We start from the raw sequence: 23,833 nt of genomic DNA on the forward strand, positions 1-23,833 counted from the left end.
TTATTTTATCACACTTATGCTTTTTCTACATGAATGCGTCCAGAAAAGAATGTGGCTCCGCCGCCCATGTCGGCCAGCCTGTCCGGTGTCAGATCATTTACGCGCCTTGCTGTGCCGGGCGCTTCTGCCCAGAGGCCCTGTGTGACCACGACGCCGGATAGAACCGCATCTCCCACTGATGCCGGAAAATGGCATTCTCCCGGGGATTATACAGACGCACTATGTCTCCGTCCTCAATCCCCAGAGATTCCGCGTCTTTATTATTCAAAAATGCTTTAGGCTGTTTTTCAAGCTTAGTGTGCTTTGCATTGTGGGCAAAAGTAGAATTCAGAAAATGGTGATTCGGCGCCGGAATAAACAAAAAGTCTCCTTCTTCATCCGGAAGCGGCTGATACGTCGGTACGCCTGAAAAACCAGCTTTCTCCATCTTTTCTGAAAACAATTCAATTTTCCCGCTTGGCGTAGAGAGATTCTCCAGCCAGCTCTCCGGCCGCTGTGCTTTTATATAATGATTTTGTTTCAAGCTGCCTAGTGTAACATGAGCCGCGCTCTCATTTCCAGTCCTGCTGAAAGCCTGGGCAATCATCTCTTCGTCTTCTTCATATAAAGCCGGCTCATCAAACGCCATCGCTTCGGCCAGCAGTCGAAACACCTCGGAATTATTTTTACTTTCGCCGTACGCGTCTATCACCGGCTGCTGCATCTGTACATAATGATGCCAGTATGATGTGTAAAAATCCGTACTTTCAAAGCTGGATGCCGCTGGCAGCACAATATCCGCGTAGCGCGCAGTTTCCGTTGCAAACATATCATGGACGACCAGAAACAGGTCTTCACGAGCTAATCCTTGATGCACTTTATTTGTGTCCGGTGCGACAAGCGCTGGGTTGCTGTTATACACATACATTGACCGGACCGCAGGCTCCATATTTGTTACCAGTGCTTCACCGATCTGGTTCATGTTAATGACGCGCGTCTGCTTATTCTTCAGCAGATCCGGCCGCTGCATTGCCGTTGTATTAAAAGCAAGAACGGCGCTGTTTCCTTTAATAGCGCCGCCTCCTTTTTTCAGCCACTGGCCGGTAAGTGCAGGAAGACAGGGCAATTGTACGAACACACATACCGCCGTTGTCATGGTGCTGAATGCCATTGCCGATGCGGATAAACGCCGGCTCTACTTCCCCGTACATCCGCGCCAGCTCATATAAATCCTCGATACTGACTCCTGTAATAGCGGAGACTACGCCGGGAGTATAAGAAGCGGCTTCCTGTTCCAGCTTATCTGAGCCGATCGTATATTTATTCAAAAAATCACGGTCCACCAGTTCTTCTGCAAATAAAATATGCATCATTCCTAAAGCCAGTGCGGCATCTGTACCGGGCTTAATCGGAATGAACCAGTCGGCAAAACGACCAGTCTGATTTTTGTGAACATCAATGACGACTACTTTGGCACCTTTTTTTCTTGCTTCCTGGGCCAGGGTGATCTGGTGCATGTTCGTGCTGACCGCATTAATTCCCCAGAAGATAATCAATTTCGCATCTTTGGTGTCTTCCGGATCGGTTCCTATGCTCGATCCCATTGTATAATTATAGCCAACGCCGCCCGCGGTAGAACAGATGGTACGCCCTAGACGGCTCGCACCCATATAGTGAAAAAAGCGATGACCCATTCCTTCTGCGCTGAGGTTTCCCATATTTCCGTAAAAGCTGTACGGCAGAATGCTTTGTGGTCCTTCCGTTTCTATCAGATCTTTCCAGCGTGCTGTTATTTCTTCAATCGCTTCTTTCCATGTAATCCGTTCAAATGTGCCTTCTCCTTTTTGGCCGGTCCGTCTTAAAGGATGTGTCAGGCGCTTGTCATCATACAGCCTTTCTGTCATGTGACGGACTTTGTTGCAGATCGCACCTTTTGTTACCGGATGATCGGGATCCCCTGCTATTTTTTCAATACGTCCTTCTTTTTTATGAACCAGCAGCCCGCACTGATCCGGGCAGTCAAGCGGACAAACCGACTTATATACACCTTCCTGCTTCACTTGTTCCATACTACTCCTCCTCTATTTTCAGCAATATTTTTTCAAGAGAATGGACAGCGGCGGACAATGTATCGAGGTCGCCTGCTTCCAAAGACTGTAGTTTCCCTGCTACACTTTCATGAAATAAGCCGTTCTGCTCCTGCAGGAAACGCTCCCCTGCTTCTGTCAAAAGTACATACATGACTCGTTTGTCTTTCTCATCCCTTCGCTTTTCAATCAGCTTATGTTCGAGAATTTTGTTTAACAGCGGCGTTATATTTGATTTCTGAATGCCCATTTCTTTCGCAAGATCGGTCGGCCGGATATTGTGCTTTTCCTGAAGCATACGCAGAATAATAAAGTGTGTGTGATGCAGACCTTCGCAGTGAAGGACCTGCATAGGAGGCATAAGCTTTCTTTTAATAAGTGGAAATACGGCAAGCAGCCGATCGGCTGTCTGCTGTTCTTTTGTTAGTGTCATCGTCGCACCTCTATTTTATCTTTCCTGTATTTTTCTGTATAGATCAATTGACTTCCCTTCGTAAAAGAGGAATAATTAGTTATGATATCATAACTAATTATAGCAGAAGCGGGTGACAGAATGAATAATATTATCGAAGTTCGTCAGCTTAACAAAACATATAAAGATAAAAAGGCCGTTGATTCCATTGATTTCGACGTCCAGGAAGGAGAAATTTTTGGATTCCTCGGTCCGAACGGCGCTGGGAAAAGTACGACCATTAACATGATCTGCACCATGCTTGCCCCTACAAGCGGAAGCATTACCATTAATGGCTTTGATGGGAATAAAGACCGCCGTGACGTCAGGAAGAGCATCGGCATTATTTTTCAGGAAAACACCCTTGATGAGAAGCTGACGGCAAAGGAGAACCTTATGCTTCACTGCCGGTTTTACAACGTGCCGCGCAGCAAAAGAAAGGAACGCATTCAGGAAGTGCTGACAATTGTCGATTTAGTAGAAGAAAAAGAAAACAGAGTCGAAACGTTCTCCGGCGGCATGAAAAGACGTCTGGAAATTGCCCGCGGCCTTCTTCACTATCCGAAAGTTTTGTTTCTCGACGAACCGACGGTCGGACTTGACCCGCAGACAAGAGCTCACATCTGGGAGTATATTCTCCGCTTAAAAGAAAAAGAAGGAATCACGATGTTTCTGACTACCCACTATTTAGATGAAGCCGAAATCAGCGACCGGATCGCTATTATGGATCATGGCAGCATCATTGCGATGGACTCGCCGGAAAATTTAAAAAACACGCTGGGCGGCGATATTATAGAGCTCTCCACTCAGGATAACGAAAAGGCCCTTCTTGAAATTCAGGAAAAAGCTCCCGAAGCGGAAGTGACGACGAAAGAAGATATCATTTATTTAAAAGTAGCCAGCAGTGATTCTTTTATATCCGAATTCATTAAAAATCTGAATGTGCCCTTGACCCGTCTGAACATTAGAAAACCCACGTTAAATGACGTATTCCTTTCTTTCACCGGACGAAATATTGGCAGTACAGAACCTGAAAAACAGTAGAAAGGAGGTCAACAGCGATGGAAGGTATTTTTGCAATATGGATCAGAGACCTCACCCGTTTTTTCAGGGACCGTGCCCGTTTGATCGGTTCCTTTTCGATGCCCATTCTGTTTCTGCTTATTTTTGGCGGAGGCATGGGCGGCACAATGGAAAATTTAATTGGCAGCAGCATGCCTGATGCAGGAGAAGATTTTCAGTACCTGCAGTTTGTATTTCCGGGTATTGTTTCCATGACTCTTTTAATGACATCCATTTTTTCTTCCCTATCTATTATCGAAGACAAAAACTTCGGCTACATGAAAGAAATACTCGTTTCTCCTATTTCCAGAGTCAGCATTGCGATCGGAAAAGTATTAAGCGCTTCTACGATTGCTACCTTTCAGGGAATTATGCTCTTTCTGCTCATTCCGTTTCTCGGAATTGAATACAGCCTTACTTCCCTGCTGCTCGTGATACCCTTTATGTTTCTGCTAGCCTGTGCTCTTTCTTCTTTCGGTCTGTTGATCGCAAGCTTTCTGCGTTCTACCCAGGGATTTCAGCTCATTATCCAGATTCTTGTTATGCCGATGATCTTTTTATCAGGTGCATTATTCCCTATTAATAACATGCCCCCCTGGATGGATGTCATCGTCAAACTGAATCCCGTTACCTACGGCGTTGACGTGATGAAGAAAATAATGATAGATGTAGAAAGCCTATCTCCGATGATACGTGAAGCGATGGGACTTAACCTTCAGCTGTTCGGTACGACACTCACGGTAGCCATGGAGATCGCCTTTATTTTCATTTTCACCGTTGTTCTTATTCTTTTAGCCACGTTAAGCTTTAGACGCGCCAATGCCTGAGACACTGCCATAGTGCTTTTTTCGAGCTTTGGGCCATTGTTTATCCCCGAGTGAATTGGTAAAATATTCTTACCACAATTGAATAGGGGTGTCATGATGGGTAAATTGTTTATTGGCTTACTGTGGGCCGGGGCTGCTGTACTGGCAGTATTCATCTTTATTACTGTGTTCAGCCCGGAAAACGAAACAGCAGACAATGAAGCCGATACAGTGGAAGGAACAGAAACAACTGAAAATGAAACAAACAGTGAACCAAATGAAAAAGTCACGACAGATAATAAAACCAATTCCGGCGATACCATTAGTACCGATATGGGTGAAATGACCGTTGTAAAACAAATCACAGAGGCCGGATCTTTCGAAAGTGGGCCAATGGTTGTTCATGTGAATGAAATCAATGTGCTGGAAGGAAAACTTTCGGAAGACTATCAGGAAATGCTCAGTAAAGACGCAGACATCAGCTATATTGAAATCAGCATGGAAGTAGAAAATACAAGCGAAGACCGAATCGCTTTTATCCGGGCCAAGCTATTATTACTACGAATACCGGGGAACAGTTGACAGCTGACAGCTACTTCGGCGAATACATGGCAGGCGAATTTATCGGCCAGGTTACGCAGCGTGGTTCTGCCGCATTTGTTCTTGAAAACTCAACAGCTGATGATATACAGTCCATTCGAATGATTATAAGTCCGCCTACTGACTACGAAAACTTTGAGCCCATCAATGATGCCGAAGAAATTGATGCAGAAATACAGTTTAATTAATAAATGTATAAAACAAAAAGCGGACCTTATCCAAATAGGATTAATGGTCCGCTTTTTTATCTGTGAATGAACTATTCTGTGAAACTTCTGAATAATGATACAATATATTGAAATAAAACAAATACAAAAACATAATACTTATATCCTAGGAGGTTTTTCATGTGAAAAAAATGACAGCTCAAGGCTTATTAATTCTATGTTTTTTTGTTATGGCAGCCTGCGGGGACGATGCCCTGCCGGAGGAAAACCTGCCGGAAGACATGCCAAATCCGGCTGAAGATGAACCCGAAGAAGTCGAAGTAGAAGTCACAGACGGTGAGGAATAAACGCTATACTATAGTTATTACTATGTAAAAATACAATAAATCCCCTTTTAAGATATAAATTGTTCACTATAGTTGTTACAATGGACGTAATACAAAAGGGGGTATTTAGAAATTGAAAAAATTCATGCTTAGTGTCGGACTAGTTGGATTAATGACTGTTTCTTTGGGCTGTGGTGAAGAATCAGTAGATACTGAAGAAACTGAGTCTGAGGATATAGAAGCTGAGGACACAAACAGTTCTGAAGAAGCTGAAGCCGGAGAAAGTAATTCTTCTGAGAAAGAACAGTAAGAAGAATCTGATAATGAGAATGTTGAAAATGATGCTGAGGTCCAACCTGGTGAAACTGTAGAAGATGAAAATGGTCGAGTAACCTTAATCAGTCGAACCGACGACGTAGGAACTTTTGAATCAGGTCCTATTGTTATGGAAATAGAAAAAGCCAACGGTGCTTCTGCTGAATTAGAAGGAGACTGTAACCGTCAAGTAGGATAGATCAATTTTTCATAAATAAGATAGATCAACTTTCACCAATTAAGATAGACCACTTGTTTCGGGAAACAATGTTTTTCGATATTTCATGCGAATGCTGTCCATTTCTTCGCCAAACGTAATGATTTCACTGCGGTGAAGGAGGCGATCTAAGATCGCCGTGGTCAGGGTAGGGTCACCTAAGAACTTTCCCCATTCATTCGGTCCTTTATTTGACGTTAAGATGAAGGCAGCCTTTCCATAGAGGTCATAAATAAATTGGAAGAAAAGATGCGCTTCATGCATTTCGTACGTCATATACATGACATCATCGATGATGATGAGATCCGATCCAATGATCCGTTTATACCGGGTGTTGGATTTTTTGATGTGCTCTCGTGTTTTTAAGATATACATCAGATTGGCCATCGAAATAAAAGAGACTTGAAACCCTCGTTCGACGGCATGCACGCCTAATGCGACGGACAGGTGTGTTTTGCCTGCACCTGTCGGTCCCATCAAAATGAGCGTGAAATCATCTTCCACCCAATGAAGATCTTTCAAGACATTGAATTGCTTTTCTCCTAATGCATTTTGTTCTTTTAAATCATACGCAGCTAGTGTTTTTATTTCTGGAAACTCTGCCCACTTCATGAGTCGTTCGATGGTTTTTTGTTCCCGACACTGGAGCTCGTACGTCAAAAGTTCATGGGTGAACTCATGATACGTCCACCCTTTAGCTTCTGCTTTACGGAGAAGAGTCGGCAGCTCTTTGGCTGTTTCAGCCAACCGTAGGGTTCGGCATTGCTGTTGTAACAACTCAAAAGGATGGCTCATGACCCTCGCCCTCCCTTCAATACGTTCAAGTATGTATCGCTTGATCGTTCAGGCGCTTTCCATTCCATGTATTTTGGGTTGAGTGAAACGTCAGGAGAAGAAGAGAGCTGGACCTGCCGGTCCAGGGAATAAGCCATATCGCGAAAATCGTTGCCACTGATTAATTGGAGCTTTTGAATATCTTTTAGAGCTGCTTCTATGCTGTTTGGATGGGCTCGAATGGTTTGTTGAATCCACCTTCAATTGATCGATCAAATGCCGTGGGTATTTTTCTGTTAATGCTTCGATAAACCACTGAATACCTGCTTTGTTAGAAAAAGCGTCCGACAGTTCATGAATTAAAAGACTGCGCTTGGATTCGCTTTTCACTCGATGCCGCGGGTCTGAAATAACGATCCCTTTTTTCTCGGAAAGAGGGTGTGTTGCTAACACAGGGCCCGTTGGTTTTAAGCGAATCAAAAGGGTACGCCCCTCTATGATCTGGAGGTATGCTTTATTTGATGCCTGTTCTCGATACGTGCCTGAGGGCACGCTATATCGATTCTGCAGGTAACGAATGACATTGTCCTTATGAATCGTTCTTGGTATACTGGAGGAAAGATGATGTTCAAATAGGTAAGTAGTAGAGACTTTTTGTAAGTGTTGCTTTTCCAGGGCGTGCACTTCGAAAGGTCTCTTTTTTATGTTGTGATGCACTTTCCTATTGCCGGTCCGCTTTAACCAGGCCAAGCAGGCTTCATTCCACGTCGCTAATTGATCGAACACTCGGTTTTTGCTGAAGTTGTATTTCACAAACTTCACGACCTGTTCGATTTTCCCTTTTGATTCTGGATCACTTTTCCGGCAAAGGTACACTTTAAAGCCTCGTGCTGTTTGGTATTTGGTAAATTCGGCTGTTAAAATGAGATCTCCGGCGTTCTCACTGACGGCGAGCAGCGCATCTTGATCATAAACCATCTCCGCCGGCATTCCTTCGTAATAGGCAAACGCATTTTCATGACATCTTACGACGTCAGCCGTGCGGAAGGGACGATCCAGCCACTCGACATACTTATAGCGAGAATGGGACAGGACAAAAGCAATGAAGTAAAGGCGTTTGTGTCCTCCCGTTTTCTTTTTCACGACGGTTTGTCCAAAATCGACTTGCCCCTGCTGCCCCGGAAAACTTTCAGGAGTGGCCGAATAGTTTCGGTGCTGTATTTTTTTGGGAATATGGTACATCTCGCGCAGCTCATTCACATAATTACGGACTGTATTTTCCGTAGCACCTCGAAAACTCATCCGTTCTTCCAACCAGTCATGGACCTGGGCCCCAGTCAAATCCGGGTGCTCCTGCAGCCAGTGGAGAATCGGATCCCGGAAGGGATCCAGCTTCTTTGACCGGTGGCGCAGGGAAATGAGAAAATCCTCAAATTCCTCCGGGGCCATCCCCATATAATCTTTTACCGTATTCCTCGACATATTTAGTTTTTTTGCAATCGAGTTAATGGAAAACCCTTCGGCATGTAACTGCCGGATCTCTGCATATTTCATAAATCGCTTCACTCCAATTTCCTCACTTTCAATAAACTAGCCTCAGCCTATTAAAAGTGTCATATTTGTAGGGAAATTGGTCAATCTTATTTGTGGAAACCTGCTCTGTCTTAATTGTGATAAATTGCTCTCTCTAGTTTATCGTTTACAGAGACCTTGCTGACTTCATGGAAACAGATCAAGCTGAATATATTCAAGTTGATATGACGGTGGAAAACACTATCGAAGAAGATGTTACTTTTTATGCTTCTCAAGCTACGTTAATCACAGATACCGGAGAACAGTTAGAGCCAGACATGTGGCTTAGCGATCATATGGATGGCGACTACTTAGGCGCAGTTACAAAGAGCGGAAGTTCTTTTTATATCTTAGAAAACTCTACTGCAGAGGAAGTGGAAAGTATAGAGTTACGTTACAGCGCAGCATCTGACACCGAAACATGGGACGATATCGGTGAAGAAATTGTTGTAGAAACTGAGTTAGAAAGATGAACTTAGTTAAAATCATTGGATGGATTATGGTAGGTATTGGTGGAATGGGTTTTTTGTTAAGTTTTGCCATGTTCGGTGACATTGCGATAGCTGCAATGATTGGGAGTATGGGTACCCTGCTTTCTGGATTCTGTTTTACAAGAATAGCAAAATACAGTAAGAGGTAGACACCCACTTTTTTCTTCTATGTATCTATGGATTATACTTCTTAATTAGTTCAACTCAGAAATATTTTATATCTCCACAAAAAAGCACGAACACTTATTTTGTCTAAGCGTCCGTGCTTTATTATTTTTCGTTCCTGTATATGTGATAAATGGCGCCCTAGACAGGATTCGAACCTGTGACCTACAGCTTAGGAGGCTGTTGCTCTTCCTCTGAGCTACTAGGGCATAGCTGCATCTGTATTGCCTTTATGATTATGCGCTATTTTGAAATAACTGTAAACCGAACATACATTCTACTTACTGAATAAACGAACAATGGTTACCGCTTTCCGTTTAAAGGGTATAGGGTAGTATATTTTCATATAAAGGAGCGTGGCGGATTTGAGTAAATCACGGGGATACGATAGTTTAATGAACAGTACGTTCTTTGTTGCTTTTGCTTCGGCTTTATTAACAAACCTGTTTCTGCATTATATTGTAAATTTAGATGTGAACTGGTTCTTAAATACACTTGTTTTTATCTTCTTCTTTTTAGTATTCTTTTTTGTTATCAAATATATATACGTCACGTATTTCACGAAAACACGAAGAAACTAAACAAAGCAGCCGCCCTCTCCTTATATGGAGAAGACGGCTGCTTTTTTGTTACGATGCTGCTTTTCTGTTTTGAATATCATTCTTTAATCTTTTGTTGTTGGTAGCAATAATATAGACAACCAAGAATACAATGGCCGCTGTGATAATGGTACCGAGATTAAAGATTCCTTTTTCTCCGACCCATACGATCGAGTACCCGATCGATCCTGCGATCAGCGCATAGTAGAAGAAAGGAAGCAGCGTTTTCCTGATAATTAACCCTTCTTTTCCTACCAGTCCTACGACCGCACAGGCGGCTACTACGTTATGCACACAGATCATATTTCCAGCAGCTCCGCCGACAGCCTGCAGTGCAACCACCCAGGTCGGATTCACGCCAATCTGTGTTCCTACATTGTATTGAAATAAGGAGAACATCATGTTGCTGACCGTATTACTTCCGGCAATAAATGCACCAAGCCCTCCGACAAAGGTGGCAAATATTGGCCATAATTCCCCTGTAAGCGAAGCAACGCTGTTTGCCAGCACAACCGGCATCTCATCGTACCCGGCGGTCCCTCCCGAAGAGTTCAGGAAGACCTGTACCATAGGTACTGTGAAAATCAGAGCCACGGAAGCAGCCAGCATCGTTTTGCCGGACTGCGCCCATGCTCTGGCATAAGCCTGGGTGTTCATGCCATGAATGAAGAATGTAATCACCGATACGACGATAAACGTGAAGCCCGGTGAGTATAACGGCTGAAAGCTTGCTGTTATCTCAGAACCAAATATACCTGGATACTCCAGCGTTAATGACTGAAGTATTCCTTGAAATGGCAGAAACGCCTGTCTGGATAAAACAAGGAATAGCCCAATTAATACATAAGGCGTCCATGCTTTTACCATGCTCATGCTGCCGCTTTTATGACCGATATCTTTAATTTCAATACTTCCAGTCCATTCCGGATTCCACTTGGACTTTTCATCAAAATCCCAGATGTCATCCCCTTTTGGCATAAGGAATCCTTTTTTGGAAGCCGTAATAACAATCAGAAGACCAACAAGTCCGCCAATCATGGATGGAAATTCAGGACCTAGCACATTCGCTACAATAACGTATGGAATAGTCATCGCTACCGACGCGAATAACGCAAATTTCCATATTTTAATGCCTTCCGCAAAAGATTTATTTTTCCCAAAAAATCTGGTCATTACCGCTACTACAAACAGTGGTATGAACAATCCGGCAATCGCGTGAAGAATCGCTACCTGGCCGGCAATTTCCGTCGTAAGAGCAAGAAAGTTAGATGTGATGGAAGCATCTGCCGAAAGCCCTGTCTGCACACCTACGAGCATCGGAGTACCCGCTGCTCCAAAGGAAACCGGCGTACTTTGGATTATCATCCCGGCCACTACCGCTGCCATTGCTGGAAACCCAAGTCCTACCAGCAGCGGAACAGCCACTGCTGCCGGCGTTCCAAATCCTGCGGATCCTTCAATAAATGAGCCAAACAGCCAGGCAATGATAATAACCTGAACACGACGGTCCGGAGAAATATCAGTAAAGCCCTGACGGATCGTCCGCATCGCTCCACTTTCCTGGAGGGTATTTAATAGAAGAATGGCTCCAAAAATAATAAACAATAACGTACCCGCTGTAATTAAACCGTTTAGAGAAGCGGCGGCAACTACGTTTCCCGGCACCCCCCATACAAATAAAGCAAGCAGCACCGCTACAAGTAAAGACAACGGCATCGCTTTACTTGCCGGCCACCTTAACCCGACAAGAAATATTCCTACTACTAAAATAGGAAGCAGCGACAGCAATGCTAATAAACCTGTGTTCATGATGTTTCCCCCTTCATGATCATTTTTTATAGAAGATAGTATGTAGTGCATTTGTTTCCTGATAAGAAACCTTGTTTCTTTTTATAATAAAAGCATACAATGAAAGCGCTTTTATTACAATCAACATTTTTCTCTATTTTCTGTAAATTATGTCATCTTCTATTTCTTTTTTATCGTAATATTCTCTCCGCCAAATAGATATGGACGATTATACAAATTTAAGCGCTTACAAATTGTATAATTGCATAAATAAGAAAAGCCGGGAGGCTCAAGCTTCCCGACAGATCTTATATCGCTTTAATATATCCAAGTCTTGAAGATATCCGGCTTGTTACTTCTATTAGTAGCGGACTGATTTTTTGGATACGTTCTTTTGACATCCTGATGGACGGACCGGAGATACTCACCGCACCAGTAATTCTCTTTTTATTATCAAATATCGGCGCAGCAATGCAGGTAATACCCAGTTCATTTTCCTGTTCCTCCATTGCATATCCCCTGTTTCTGACTGTTTCCAGTTCTTTTAGAAGCATGCCCTCATCCGTAATGGTATAGGGAGTGTGGGGCTTCATTCCCTGCTCCTGAAGCACGTGTTCTACCTCTTTTGAAGATAAATGGGCTAGAATCATTTTTCCTGCGCTCGTACAGTGACCGGGAGCCCGCCGGCCTACTTTTGAATGCATACGGAGGGTTTCATACCCTTCCAGCTTATCGATATATACCATCTGTCCTTGATCCATAACGACAAGATGAATGACTTCATTTGTTTCTTCTTCCAGCTCCTGAAGAAATGGACGGGCCTGCGTCCGAATATCCATAGACTCCAGCAGAAGCGAACTCAGCTCCAGGTATTTATAGCCGAGCTTATATTTTTTCGTTGTTTTATCCTGCTCTACATAACCATGCTCTACCAGAGTAGTAAGGATTTTGAAAGCAGCACTTTTCGTTACGTCTACCTCCTCTGCTAAGCCGGTTACCCCTATTCCTTCTTTGTAACTGCTGATGATGGAGATCATTCGTAGTGCGCGGTCCACCGACTTAACCATAGGAAGTGCCTCCTCTTAGGGCAGCGTTTTGGGTTTAGTATAGCATACGCTTCCGATTTTAAAATAAATATCGTTCCAGCACGTCATACCACATGCTGTATCCCGTATCGTTTGGATGAATCCCGTCATCGAGTATGTCTTCGATATTATATCCCTGCTCCTGCCGCTGCGCTTCTATTTCTGTATAGCTGTCTACATAATTCCAGTTATTATCTATAATATAATCCTGGGTTTCAGTTAAATAGTCTAAATATGTATTACCTCTAATATTAGCCGAAGATGTTTCCAACGGATTTGGAGCTATAACGACAATTTCTGCATCCGGCAGTTCTTCCTCCAGCTGCCTCATTAAGGTATCAATAGACTCTATCGTTGTATCAAGAGCTTCTCCCTGCCGGTAGCTGTTAATTACGCTCGTTTCAAATACAATAAAATCCGGACGGGCCTGAACCATATTATCTACTACACCTTCTTCAAGCAGATCATTCGCTTTATAACCATTCATTCCAAAATTGCTGAATGTAATCGTCGTCTCCCGCAGCTCTTCTCTTGATTCCAGATCGCTTTTCAATAATCCCGCCCAGCTTGTGGCAGAAGAGCTTGCTCCCATACCACGGGCTACACTGCTGCCGATAACCGCAACCCGAAGCTCGCCATTTTCCTGTGTCTGCTGTTCAAAATATGACATATAATCCCCTCTCTGGGTTTCTTCTTCTGCAAGCTGGTCTTCCTGCTGTCTTTGCTCTTCCGGATCGCTCTTATAGAGCAGCTCGTAGAGAGAATAAGCTCCTGCGGCAAGCAGCAGAAGAGCTGTTATAATTATCCATCTTTTTTTCAACACCATTGTTACTCCTTTATTTATCTATATTCTTTCCTGCTTGTTATCTTTTTCTCTGATAGGGAATAGAGAAGATACTGTATTCATTACGTTATTGGTACATGCTATTACATTCATGAAAATATTTCCACTATAATTCTTAAAGGAGTTTTTCCAATGATCATCCGTATTGGCTATGTCTCGCAGGCTCTTCATTTATGGGAGGCAACCCCTGCAAGCACGGTAACGCTTTCCCGGTGGAAAGCCATGTCTCCTTCCGAAAGAAAAGATAAACTTCATCAGGCTGTTGAAAAAAATTTAACTAATACCATTCGTATGCTTCATTATAACGCAGCCCAGGAAATCAAATTGTTTCGCTTTTCTTCTGCGCTCGTTCCTCTTGCTACTCATAAAGAAGCGGCCTGGGATTACATTACGCCATTTAAAGATTTGTACAAAGAAATCGGTTCTCTTGTGAAACAACACGAGATCCGCCCGAGCTTCCATCCTAATCAATTTACATTGTTTACAAGTGATAAACCGGAAGTGACGGACAACGCTGTAAAAGATATGGAATACCATTATGAAATGACCAAAGCGATGGGAATAGAAAAAGATACCTATATTAACCTTCACGTAGGCGGAGCATATGGAAATAAAAAAGCTGCTGTTGAACGGTTCCATGAAAACATCCAGAGCCTGCCGTCCCCTATCAAAAAGCAGATGACGCTTGAAAACGACGACAAAACGTATACGACATCGGAAGTTCTTGATATCTGCGAGAAAGAGGACATTCCGCTCATGTTTGATTATCATCATTTTGCCGCCAATAACAGCAGTGATGAAGAATTAAGCACGATTCTTCCACGTTTTTTCAAAACCTGGGATAGGACCGGCCTTCCTCCCAAAATTCATGCTTCTTCCCCAAAATCGGACAAAGAGTTCCGCAGTCATGCCGACTACGTGGATGCAGCATTTCTTGAGCCGATGATGAAAGAGCTCCGGAAACTAAAAACACCGGTCGATTTCATGGTCGAGGCTAAAGCAAAAGACCGGGCTGCCCTTCAGCTGACGGAAGATTTATCGACAGTGCGGGGGGTTAAGCGGATCGCTGCTGCGACCCTTAAGCTTTAATACAGAAAGCAGCAGGCCACCATATAAAAAGGTGGCTTTTTTTATTGACTAAAAGAAGTTTATGGGATAAACTTCTTTTAGTTTAGGGGGTATACTATTATGAATCAAAAGCTTCAGCGGGCAACCGAATTATTCAGTGACGTCATGGTCTACGGAAAAAATAAAGTATACGAACATATCAATTATGAAATACAAGGTGAATTTTCCATTGAACAGATGAAAGTACTCGAACTTCTTCATACCCATCAATCGTTAACGTCAAAAGAACTGCAGGGGATGCTTGGCATTCATAAAAGCGCCATCTCCAACCGCTTGAAAAAACTGAGTGACCGGGGCGACATTGTATTTGTCCAGGAGGACAAAGATCAGCGTGTTAAGCACGTAAAGCTGACAGAGCAGGGTACAGAGGCTTATGTTGAAATATCCGCGCAGGTGGATGAATACTTAAACTACCTTCTTGGTGACATTAAAGACGAAGAGCTCGACCAGCTTATTGCTACTTTTGAAAAAGTGAAAGATATTTTTCAAAAAAACTAATCTATTATCTAAAGGGGTTTATCCATGCGTACTATATTAAAATTCAGATGGCTTATTGCTTCTCTTTTGCTCGTAATTACGGTCGTCTCCGTTTTCATATCCCCAAGTTTAACGGACATTGCCGGGGAACAGGATGGGTTCCAGCTTCCTTCTGACATGAGCTCCCAGATTGCAGGCGATGTGCTGGAGTCTCAGGGAGAAAGCGGCGAGACTATCAGCATTGTACTTGAATGGGATGATCCTCTGACCGAACAGCAGGAAGAAGAGCTGGCCCAATACATTGAAGATCTTCAAAACGAAGAGCTGGTGTCACACGTCAGCAGCATCACCGATCCGCTGGAAAGTGAAAATACGCGAGAGCAGCTCGTTTCTGAAGATGAAAACGTCGTTCTTATACCGATTGGTATAGATGGAGGAAGCGATGAATCCATCACCGCTTCTGAAGATATCGAAGAGCTGACCGCTCCCGAAGGAACGGATCTCTACATTACCGGTAATTCTATTATCAGCCATGAAATAGACGAACAGACGCAGGAAGGCCTTGAACGCACGGAAGTTATTACGGTGCTGCTTATTTTAACGCTGCTCGTTCTTGTTTTCCGATCGCTTGTGGCCCCGCTTATTCCCCTGTTCTCTGTCGCCATTGCCTTTTTATTAAGTCAATCGGTCGTTGGATTTCTAGGAGAATGGTTTGGCTTTCCAGTTACGACCTATACCCAGGTGTTCCTCGTCGCCGTCCTTTTTGGTATAGGAACCGACTATTGCATACTGCTTCTCAGCCGGTACCGCGAAGAGCTTGCGTCCGGGAAAGATACGCATGAAGCGATTATACACACGTACAAAACCGCAGGAAAAACGTTGTTTTTCAGCGGACTTGCAGTCTTTGTAGGTTTTGCCGCTTTAGGATTTGCTGAGTTTGCCATGTATCAGGCCACCGTCAGCGTAGCTATTGGCGTGTTTATATTAGTACTTGTTCTGTATCTGCTGCTGCCGTTTTTTATGGCCGTTTTAAAAGAAAAAATGTTCTGGCCTTCTAAAAAACCGGCTTCGCACAGCCACAACAAACTTTGGAAGCAGCTGGGCCGGCTTTCTATTTTCCGTCCAGTGCTTTCGCTGCTGCTCGTAGCTGCGATTACGCTTCCCTTTATTTTGACGTATGACAACAATACGTCGTATAACAATACCGATGAAATCAGCGGCGGCACACAGTCGCTGGACGGTCTAGAAGTGATCGCCGATGCCTTCGGGGAAGGACAGGCTCTTCCACTTGAAATTATAATCGACGGGGAAGAGAACCTGATCAATGAAGAAACAATGGCCTACACAGAAGCATTATCTGCTTCCATTGCAGAATCAGACGACGTTTCAGAAGTACGAAGCGTTACACGCCCGGCCGGCTCTATTATTGATGAGCTGTATGTTGATAACCAGATGGAAGCTGTATCAGAAGGACTGGCAGAAGCCCGTGATGGCCTGACTGACATTGAAGAAGATCTGTCTGACGCAGACAGCGGCTTTGATGAGACCGGTTCAGGTGCTTCCGATATAGAAGCCGGACTCGGAGAACTGGAAAACGGCTTGTCTGAACTAGACGCAGGATTTTCCGAAGTAAACAGCGGGTTAAATGAACTTACCGGCAGTATCGGTGAAGTGCAGTCCGGGGCAGAAGAACTCGAAGCCGGACTCGACAGCGTTGAAGCCGGCCTTCCAGAAGGCCAGGAAGCAGCCGGAGGTTCACTCGATGAGCCTGTAGCAGCTCTGAACCAGATTAATGAGCAGCTCGCTGCCATACCCGCCCAGCTCCAGCAGGCGCAGTCACCAGAAGAAATTTCTGCAATAGCGGAACAAACCGCCGCCCTTCAAGCTGCCCTGGCCGAAGTAGAAGCCGGACTTTCCGAAGGAAACGAACAGCTTACCGCTCAGCAGGAAGAAGCTTCCGGGCAGCTGGATGCGTTAAGTGACGGGATCAACGAGCTCACAGCAGGGGCCGGTGAACTCTCTGCCGCTCTGAGCGAGATTCAAAGCGGCCTGGAAGAAGTCACCGCTGCAAATGAGCAGCTTGCAGAAGGAACGGCAGAACTGCAGGAAGGCGCAGGAGCGCTCGAAGAAGGCGCAGGCGGACTTGCTTCCGGCATTGAGCAGCTTCAGGAAGGCGTTGCTCAGGCTAACAGCGGAGTCGGTGAAGTAAATACCGGTCTGGAAGAAGCAGAGACGTTTACGGAAGGTATTTCTGAAGCTTCTTATATTAGAGGAACCGGCGTTTTCGTACCGGAAGAATTTCTTACTAACGATGATTTTCAGGAATCGCTTGATACCTATATTTTTGATTCCGAAGAAGGCATGACGATGAGTGTCAGTCTGGCTGCTGATCCTTATTCACTTGAAGCTATTGAAGCGACAGAAGACATTAAGCAGCTAGTCAGCCAGCAGGTCCAGGGTACGCCCTTTGAGGATGCTTCTATTTCCTACAGCGGCGTTTCCAGCTCCAATGCCGATTTGGAGGAAATTTCAAGTGCAGACTTCACCCACACTATTACCATCATTTTAATTGGATTGTTCGTGGTGCTTGCGATTTTACTGCGCTCTTTATTTAAGCCGATCGTTATACTAGGAGCTCTTCTACTCACCTACTATACGTCGATGGGCATAACGGAAATGATATTCGTCAATGGTCTTGGTTATCCGGGTATTATGTGGCCCGTTCACTTTTTCACTTTCATTATGCTGATTGCCCTAGGCGTAGACTATTCTATCTTCCTTTTTGACAGATATCAGGAAGAAGCCGGCCTTGGCGTTCGCGAAGGCATGATGCAGGCTATGATTAAAATGGGCACCGTTATTATTACAGCCGTTATTATTCTGTGCGGTACGTTCGGTGCAATGATTCCATCCGGTGTCTTGACCCTGATGCAGGTTGGTACCGGCGTAGTAACAGGACTCCTCTTGTTCGGATTGATTATCCTGCCTCTTTTAGTCACAGCGATTATCAGTCTCGAAGAACCGAAAAAGCTTAAATCAAAAAAAGAATAAAAAGCAATGCCCCGGTCTCTCTTTATAGAAGGCCGGGGTTTTTGATATGCGCATTGTCATCTTCTTCTTTTTCCTATATACTCTGTTGTTATATTCTGAATACGAAGGAGGTCTATTATGAAAGAACCAGCACCCCACTCTAAGAAAAGATGGGAAATGCCCGATACATATGTGATTTTATTCGGCGTGCTGCTGTTTGCTTTTCTGTTAACCTACCTGCTTCCCTCCGGTTCTTTTGAACGGGAAATGGTCGATGGCGTAGAGCGGGTCGTGCCGGGAACATTTTCTTTTAGTGAGGCCGGCAGCGTAGGAATCATGGATTTTTTCTATGCGATACAGATGGGAATGGTGGAATCTGCTGACATCATTTTTATGGTTCTTTTCACCGGTGGTGCCTTTGAAATCATTGAACGCTCCGGTGCCCTTCGCGGAGGAATCCATCGTGCCGTCTCCCTCACCCAGGGAAAAGAATTCTGGATGATCGCTTCTATCTGCACTATTTTTGCGCTTGGCGGAGCGGTTGGTGCTGTAGCAAACGCCGTCATCGCTTTTGTTGTTATTGGCGTTATTATCGCACGTACGTTGAAGCTTGATCCTATCGTTGCCGTTGCTATTACGTTTGGGGCAAATTTTGCCGGATTTAACGTAGGTTTCATTAATCCATATACGCTTGGTATTGCACAGGATATTGCCGACCTGCCTCTCTTTTCCGGCCTGGTGCTTCGCATTATTGTTTTTATACTAATTTTATCCGTAACTATTTTCTACATATGGCGGTATACAAAGCGCATTCTTAAAGATCCTTCCAAAAGCTTAATGAAGGTATATGAAGAAGAAGAAACGGAAGGACTGGAAGCTCCGTTCACACGTCGCCATAAAGCGATGCTCTTCTTTATCGGTGTTGCTCTTGTTTTCTTTGTCTATGGTTCGATCCAGCTTGGCTGGACGATTGACCATATGGCTGCGTTTTTTGTTTTTCTCGGCCTGAGCTGCGGTGTTATCGCCGGCATGCACTATAATACAATTGCCACCACGTTTCTACAGGGGGTCCAGAAGCTTGCCTACGGCGCTCTGGTCGTCGGGCTCGCTCGTGCTATTATCGTTATGCTCGAAGAAGGCACTGTGCTCGATACGATCGTGTACGGCCTTGCAGCACCGTTGGAGGGCCTGCCTCCTGTACTTGCTGCGCTTGGCATGTTCGGTGCTAACGGGGTGCTTAATTTTCTTGTCAATTCCGGGAGCGGCCAGGCAATGATTGCTATGCCTATGCTTGTGCCGCTTGCAGATATGATTGGCGTCACCCGCCAGGTCGCTGTACAGGCTTTTCAATTCGGAGACGGCCTGACGAATATTATTTTCCCTACTTCGGGAATTTTAATGGCAAGTCTTGCTGTTGCAGGCGTACCATGGACAACATGGGCGCGCTGGGTTTTCCCTTTATTCTGTATTTGGACTGTAATAGCGGTTGTGACGTTAAGCATAGGCGTTCTAATCGGATGGGGACCTTTTTAACTTTCACGTAATTCAAGGAGGACGAAATGAGAATCTATACAGTAGATGCTTTTACAGACCACCCTTTTGCCGGAAATCCGGCAGCTGTCTGCCTGCTTGAAAAGTCAGCCGAAGAAGACTGGATGCAGAAAACAGCGATGGAGATGAACCTGTCAGAAACTGCTTTTCTCATAAAAGAGAAGCCATTCCATTACCAGCTCCGCTGGTTTACTCCATCCTCGGAGGTTGATCTTTGCGGTCATGCAACGCTCGCTGCCGCTCATATTTTATGGGAGCGCTATTCTGTCCCTGCTGAAGAGACACTGTACTTTCACACTAAAAGCGGACAGTTGTCCGCCTCTTATAAACAGGGGCAGATTATCCTCGACTTCCCGATTGAAGCTCCTTCTGCATGCTCGATTCCTGATGCTCTGCTTGACGGTGTCTCTGTTCCTATTCTAAGCGTAGAAAAAAACAGGCTCGAATATATCGTGGAGACGACTGATGAAGAAGCCGTTCTCCGGGCTGCACCAGATATGCGGGAATTTTTAAAGCTGGATACACGAGGTGTCATCTTAACAGCCGGAAGCAGCCGGCAGAAGTATGATTTTGTTTCGCGCTGTTTTTATCCGGCTATCGGCGTAGAAGAAGACCCCGTAACAGGATCCGCCCACTGCGGCCTGGCCCCCTTCTGGGAAAAGCGGCTGAAACGTTCTTCTTTTTCAGCCAGACAGGCCTCCAGCCGCGGCGGAGATTTATTCGTTTCTATAGAGGAAGATCGTTGTTTTATAGGAGGATCAGCCGTTACTGTTTTAGAAAGTATACTCTTGTTCTAATCGAAAAACCGCTCTTCCTTCTTCCCTGTTTTCAAGCTCTGCCACGTATGGACCGCCCCCAAAAACCAGGTATTTATGGTATAATAGAGTCAGATTACACACTGGATTTCAGGAGGTTTTCCATGTCAGTCGTTGAGAAAAATAAGGCATTTGATAATGCGCTTGCCTCCATGGAAATGGAAGGCTTCACCTATTCTGCTCATGAAATGAAAATCGCCGAAGATTTCTGCAGAGGTTACATTTCCCGGGAAGAAATTCTGCAGATGATCAAAGAAAAGAAAGCCTGACCGATGACACAGCAGACATATATGTACCCAGGTACTAACGTGCTTAGGAATAAGCTGAACATACAGGATAAAGAAGAGCTCGAGCAGGCAGAGAAGTATTTTACGCTTAAGCGCATGGTAGAGCTTTATAACAGTAGAAGGGTTTCCGGTTCTTTTAACCGGGAGCACATTCAAGCTGTCCATTATCATATTTTCCAGGATCTATATGAATGGGCCGGAGAATGGAGAACCGTACAGATTCAGAAAGGGTCTACTAATTTTCTGGCCACGTCTTTTCTTCATATCGGGCTGAGTGACCTGGAAAAACGCCTGCTTAAGCTTAATGCAGGAGGCTTCAAGACGAAAGAAGCATTCGCTGAAGCGGCAGCTGTGATTTATACGGATTTGAACTATATTCATCCCTTTCGGGAAGGAAACGGCCGGACACAGCGTGAGTTCATCCGCCAGCTTGCTTTGTATCATGGATTTGAAATGGACTATATTGATGAACGCCGCGAAAAACTGTTCGAAGCAAGTGTTGTAGATGATTATACAATGGCAAAAGAAGCGTTGTTGGCTATTATTAAAAACGATGCTGTTGATATTGCTTTAAAAGAAAGAATACGCTATAACAACGAAGAAGAGAACAGCTGACAGGCTGTTCTCTTCTTCATATATAACAAACAGTCTCCCTTAAGAGATCAGATGTCATTCTCTTATTTTTTTGCGAAATAAAAACCGATATTGTGCAGGGCTTGTTCGAGTGTCCCTACTATGATGGTTTCTTTAAGATCTTTCTTCACGTCCATTGCGATAGCCTTAATAGCAAGGTCCGGACGAATTCCTGTTAGAATAGGCTCGACCCCTATTAAATCAAGAATTTTAATAATTTTCAGCAGGTGTGCTCCAACTTCATTGTTTATATTCAAAATACCCGAAAGATCGATAATCAGATAATCAAGCTTATATTCCTGGCTTTTTGTCAGTGCGGTATGAATAATACTGTCTGCCCGCTTCTCATTCACATCACCGATAATAGGCAGTACCGCCACTCCCTTTGTAATCGGCACAAGCGGCGCGGAAAGGCTCAAAACCTGCTCGTGTGCTCGTTCAATTTCAATCACATGGGTCAATAGGGAGGCCATCGCTTTGAACAACTCCCGGTGCTTATCCGTAAACTCAAACTGTTTCGTGTCGATGCCGCAGATAGTACCGTAATTTTCCCCATCGCCATAGTAGACAGGGACACCAATGAAAGAGCCTCCTCCCAGCTGCTTCGTCACTTCCAGCTTTTTCGTAGACTCATGAGCATTTAAATCTTCAATCACAAACACTTCAGAGCCCTGCTGCACGCTTAAATAACAAAACGTTTCTTTAAAAGGAGAAATATCTCCTTCTACGAGAAGCGGTGAATCAACATTTAGTACTTTTACCATTTCGTTGTGGCTTCCATCATTTTTAGCAATAAATAACGTATTAATATCTATAAATTCACTCATTAACTGTAAAATGTTAGCTGTGGCCTCTTCAAATGTTTGAAGAATCGGTGCAGTCTGCTCTGATTCCATATTTAATAGCATAATAGGTACCTTCCTGTTTATTATGATAACTATACGTTATCTACTTTGTCTATTTTACTATAATTAGTATAATTTGTAATACATAACCTCTCCGTTCATTATTTTCGGGAGGAAGCATCATAGTTATCCGGGAGCAGCAGGTTATATTCTTTTTTCAAACGCTTGTTGCTTTCCACATACTTTTCTTTAAGCATTTTATGCAGATGTTCCGGCAGCTGATAGCGTTTGTAGTGAAGCTTGAAGCTTGCTTTGCTTTGAAGAACCCGTCTGGGAGAAACTTTTCCCACTATAGGAAAGCGCCGGATCGGAATTTTTCCGTTAGGATTTAGATTAGTTTTGAATAAAAAATTTAAGCGTCTCCCAACCTTTGCCTGTGCGGCGCCAAAGCTTCGATTTACCTGTGTATTGGAGTAATTAGGTACAGCATCTTCCCCCATATATTCCAGCAGTTCCAGAAGCCCCTTATTGATATCCTCATTAAACGTTTCATACACCATACAGTAATAACTGTCTTTTCCAAAAATGTCTTCTACCATTTCCAGGTAGCGATCATAATAAAAATGATCCAGCACGCCAAACTGCATCTCAATAGGTTTCCGGCTTTTGGGTTCCTCCTTGGTGAATATATTGAAGATATAAAGATGTAACCAGCTTTACCTGCTCCCGAATTCCAATGATGATACGTACATCATAGGATTCTGCTGGAAACACACGTCTTAAATCCTTAAGTATCGATTCCTGCTGCTTTGATCGCTTCTGGGAAAACGGGCTCCCCGAAAGCCCCTCATAGGAAATCAACAGCGGTCTGCCTTCTTCCCATTTGGCAAAACGGTCCCGGATTAGTTCGATATTACCATCCGTTAGAGACTTCAAACGGATATCGTAAAGCGTTTCACTAATATGCTTATTTTTTATATGAGTGACGTTCTGCATTTTCGGATAAATACGGCGCTGCAGAAAAGTCGTTGCCGTCTTATGAAAACCTACATGTATGTATACTTTTTTCATGATTTTTTAACCCCTGTATAAATAATAGTTGTCCGGCTGTGTCTGCTATCTTCGAAACCTTCGGGCTGGTCAGGTGATGAAAGCCTCGGGCTTTTTTTTCCAAATAGAAAAATACCGCTCTGGATCTTGTCTAATCTGCCAGTCCTTCTTTGACAAATAATAAGAATATACGCCATCTTTCACTATTTGTGTCCGCTGAAAATGGAGTTTTTCCATTAAACGCTGAGAGGAAATGTTTTCTGATTTAACCAGTGCCGTGATGATCTCCAGGTGCATGGCACGAAATCCATACTCCAATATAACATGCATCGCATGAGTCATGATATGGCGTCCCCAAAATGCCGGATGAAGTTCCATAGCCGTCTCGGCCCGGCCGCTTTTTTGATGCCAGTTATGAAAGCCGCAGCTTCCAATCACTCTGTCATTATGCTGCAGCACGATGGCAAATCGGCATCCGGTTCCATCGGATTCTATATCATGATACCACTGAATCTCTTCTACCGCTTCTTTGATGTTATGGAGCGGATCCATTCCATAATGTTCTACTACTTCCGGACGGGACAGGTAGCTCCATACATCGGGTGCGTCGTTTTCTGTTAAGGCACGCAGATAGAACAAAGGCTGTGCCTGATAATATCTTTTTTTCCGATGCATTTTACTCCGCCCCC

General features: G+C 44.1%; 25 protein-coding genes, 1 tRNA gene and 1 pseudogene. 15 read left to right on the forward strand and 12 right to left on the reverse strand.

Annotated elements, in window-relative coordinates:
- Nucleotides 1-14 precede the first annotated feature (14 nt).
- Both MMY81_RS02020 and MMY81_RS02025 read right to left on the reverse strand, forming a co-directional pair.
- Nucleotides 15-2,048 (reverse strand): annotated as a pseudogene (locus tag MMY81_RS02020) (molybdopterin-dependent oxidoreductase).
- Nucleotide 2,049: 1 nt separating this feature from the next.
- Nucleotides 2,050-2,499 (reverse strand): MarR family winged helix-turn-helix transcriptional regulator, encoded by a 450-nt coding sequence (locus MMY81_RS02025; RefSeq protein WP_252311429.1) that lies wholly within the window; start codon nt 2,497-2,499, stop codon nt 2,050-2,052.
- Between the two features lie 120 nt (nt 2,500-2,619).
- Here MMY81_RS02025 and MMY81_RS02030 point away from each other — a divergent pair, with 120 nt between their 5' ends.
- From MMY81_RS02030 to MMY81_RS02055, 6 genes are all read left to right on the forward strand, one after another.
- Nucleotides 2,620-3,561 carry an ATP-binding cassette domain-containing protein gene (locus MMY81_RS02030; protein WP_252311430.1) on the forward strand — a complete coding sequence of 314 codons (942 nt, stop codon included), beginning with the start codon at nt 2,620-2,622 and terminating at the stop codon, nt 3,559-3,561.
- 17 nt (nt 3,562-3,578) lie between these two features.
- Nucleotides 3,579-4,406, forward strand: coding sequence for an ABC transporter permease (locus tag MMY81_RS02035; protein ID WP_252311431.1), 828 nt, complete (start codon nt 3,579-3,581; stop codon nt 4,404-4,406).
- A 93-nt stretch (nt 4,407-4,499) separates the two neighbouring features.
- Entirely contained in the window at nt 4,500-4,967 is a 468-nt protein-coding gene (locus tag MMY81_RS02040) for a hypothetical protein (protein ID WP_252311432.1), read from the forward strand.
- The gene (locus MMY81_RS02045; protein ID WP_252311433.1) at nt 4,964-5,173 is read left to right on the forward strand and encodes a hypothetical protein; all 210 of its coding nucleotides are present in this window, start codon (nt 4,964-4,966) and stop codon (nt 5,171-5,173) included. The genes MMY81_RS02040 and MMY81_RS02045 overlap by 4 nt, the downstream gene beginning before the upstream one ends.
- 161 nt (nt 5,174-5,334) lie before the next feature.
- On the forward strand, nt 5,335-5,499 hold the full coding sequence (locus MMY81_RS02050; protein WP_252311434.1) for a hypothetical protein: 165 nt from the start codon (nt 5,335-5,337) through the stop codon (nt 5,497-5,499).
- A gap of 112 nt (nt 5,500-5,611) precedes the next feature.
- Nucleotides 5,612-5,788, forward strand: coding sequence for a hypothetical protein (locus tag MMY81_RS02055; RefSeq protein WP_252311435.1), 177 nt, complete (start codon nt 5,612-5,614; stop codon nt 5,786-5,788).
- Between the two features lie 243 nt (nt 5,789-6,031).
- On the opposite strand, the gene istB is transcribed toward MMY81_RS02055, so the two are convergent.
- The gene (gene istB / locus MMY81_RS02060) at nt 6,032-6,805 is read right to left on the reverse strand and encodes an IS21-like element helper ATPase IstB (RefSeq protein WP_252311436.1); all 774 of its coding nucleotides are present in this window, start codon (nt 6,803-6,805) and stop codon (nt 6,032-6,034) included.
- Between the two features lie 90 nt (nt 6,806-6,895).
- A complete protein-coding gene (istA, locus tag MMY81_RS02065; RefSeq protein ID WP_252311437.1) occupies nt 6,896-8,350 on the reverse strand; it encodes an IS21 family transposase in 1,455 nt (484 codons plus the stop codon).
- 155 nt (nt 8,351-8,505) lie between these two features.
- Between istA and MMY81_RS02070 the strand changes: the two genes are divergently transcribed.
- Nucleotides 8,506-8,829, forward strand: coding sequence for a DUF4352 domain-containing protein (locus tag MMY81_RS02070; RefSeq protein WP_252311438.1), 324 nt, complete (start codon nt 8,506-8,508; stop codon nt 8,827-8,829).
- A 317-nt stretch (nt 8,830-9,146) separates the two neighbouring features.
- On the opposite strand, the gene MMY81_RS02075 is transcribed toward MMY81_RS02070, so the two are convergent.
- Nucleotides 9,147-9,221 (reverse strand) — tRNA-Arg (locus MMY81_RS02075).
- 156 nt (nt 9,222-9,377) lie between these two features.
- On the opposite strand from MMY81_RS02075, the gene MMY81_RS02080 reads away from it, so the two are divergent.
- Complete coding sequence (locus MMY81_RS02080; RefSeq protein WP_252311439.1) at nt 9,378-9,593, forward strand: hypothetical protein; 216 nt, start codon at nt 9,378-9,380, stop codon at nt 9,591-9,593.
- Between the two features lie 48 nt (nt 9,594-9,641).
- Here the strand turns inward: MMY81_RS02080 and MMY81_RS02085 are convergent, their stop codons facing one another.
- The 3 genes from MMY81_RS02085 to MMY81_RS02095 all read right to left on the reverse strand — a co-directional run bounded on the left by MMY81_RS02085 (nt 9,642) and on the right by MMY81_RS02095 (nt 13,304).
- On the reverse strand, nt 9,642-11,420 hold the full coding sequence (locus tag MMY81_RS02085; protein WP_252311440.1) for an L-lactate permease: 1,779 nt from the start codon (nt 11,418-11,420) through the stop codon (nt 9,642-9,644).
- A gap of 287 nt (nt 11,421-11,707) precedes the next feature.
- Nucleotides 11,708-12,466 carry an IclR family transcriptional regulator gene (locus tag MMY81_RS02090; protein WP_252311441.1) on the reverse strand — a complete coding sequence of 253 codons (759 nt, stop codon included), beginning with the start codon at nt 12,464-12,466 and terminating at the stop codon, nt 11,708-11,710.
- A 58-nt stretch (nt 12,467-12,524) separates the two neighbouring features.
- A complete protein-coding gene (locus MMY81_RS02095; protein ID WP_252311442.1) occupies nt 12,525-13,304 on the reverse strand; it encodes an SGNH/GDSL hydrolase family protein in 780 nt (259 codons plus the stop codon).
- 156 nt (nt 13,305-13,460) lie between these two features.
- On the opposite strand from MMY81_RS02095, the gene uvsE reads away from it, so the two are divergent.
- The 7 genes from uvsE to MMY81_RS02130 all read left to right on the forward strand — a co-directional run bounded on the left by uvsE (nt 13,461) and on the right by MMY81_RS02130 (nt 21,231).
- Complete coding sequence (gene uvsE / locus MMY81_RS02100) at nt 13,461-14,417, forward strand: UV DNA damage repair endonuclease UvsE (RefSeq protein WP_252311443.1); 957 nt, start codon at nt 13,461-13,463, stop codon at nt 14,415-14,417.
- A gap of 99 nt (nt 14,418-14,516) precedes the next feature.
- Nucleotides 14,517-14,954: a MarR family winged helix-turn-helix transcriptional regulator gene (locus tag MMY81_RS02105; protein ID WP_252311444.1), complete on the forward strand. Its 438-nt coding sequence runs from the start codon at nt 14,517-14,519 to the stop codon at nt 14,952-14,954.
- A gap of 24 nt (nt 14,955-14,978) precedes the next feature.
- Entirely contained in the window at nt 14,979-17,984 is a 3,006-nt protein-coding gene (locus MMY81_RS02110; protein ID WP_252311445.1) for an MMPL family transporter, read from the forward strand.
- 117 nt (nt 17,985-18,101) lie between these two features.
- Nucleotides 18,102-19,496 carry a YfcC family protein gene (locus tag MMY81_RS02115; protein WP_252311446.1) on the forward strand — a complete coding sequence of 465 codons (1,395 nt, stop codon included), beginning with the start codon at nt 18,102-18,104 and terminating at the stop codon, nt 19,494-19,496.
- A 26-nt stretch (nt 19,497-19,522) separates the two neighbouring features.
- Nucleotides 19,523-20,311, forward strand: a complete 789-nt coding sequence (locus MMY81_RS02120; protein ID WP_252311447.1) for a PhzF family phenazine biosynthesis protein — start codon at nt 19,523-19,525, stop codon at nt 20,309-20,311.
- 122 nt (nt 20,312-20,433) lie between these two features.
- Complete coding sequence (locus tag MMY81_RS02125) at nt 20,434-20,598, forward strand: antitoxin VbhA family protein (protein WP_252311448.1); 165 nt, start codon at nt 20,434-20,436, stop codon at nt 20,596-20,598.
- Between the two features lie 3 nt (nt 20,599-20,601).
- The gene (locus MMY81_RS02130; RefSeq protein WP_252311449.1) at nt 20,602-21,231 is read left to right on the forward strand and encodes a Fic/DOC family protein; all 630 of its coding nucleotides are present in this window, start codon (nt 20,602-20,604) and stop codon (nt 21,229-21,231) included.
- A 62-nt stretch (nt 21,232-21,293) separates the two neighbouring features.
- On the opposite strand, the gene MMY81_RS02135 is transcribed toward MMY81_RS02130, so the two are convergent.
- From MMY81_RS02135 to MMY81_RS02150, 4 genes are all read right to left on the reverse strand, one after another.
- A complete protein-coding gene (locus MMY81_RS02135) occupies nt 21,294-22,157 on the reverse strand; it encodes a GAF domain-containing protein (protein ID WP_252311450.1) in 864 nt (287 codons plus the stop codon).
- Between the two features lie 98 nt (nt 22,158-22,255).
- Nucleotides 22,256-22,741, reverse strand: a complete 486-nt coding sequence (locus tag MMY81_RS02140) for a hypothetical protein (protein ID WP_252311451.1) — start codon at nt 22,739-22,741, stop codon at nt 22,256-22,258.
- Nucleotide 22,742: 1 nt separating this feature from the next.
- A complete protein-coding gene (locus MMY81_RS02145; RefSeq protein WP_252311452.1) occupies nt 22,743-23,165 on the reverse strand; it encodes a calponin homology domain-containing protein in 423 nt (140 codons plus the stop codon).
- Nucleotides 23,166-23,234: 69 nt separating this feature from the next.
- On the reverse strand, nt 23,235-23,819 hold the full coding sequence (locus tag MMY81_RS02150) for a GNAT family N-acetyltransferase (RefSeq protein WP_252311453.1): 585 nt from the start codon (nt 23,817-23,819) through the stop codon (nt 23,235-23,237).
- Nucleotides 23,820-23,833: the final 14 nt, after the last annotated feature.

Source organism: Sinobaca sp. H24, from assembly GCF_023845525.1.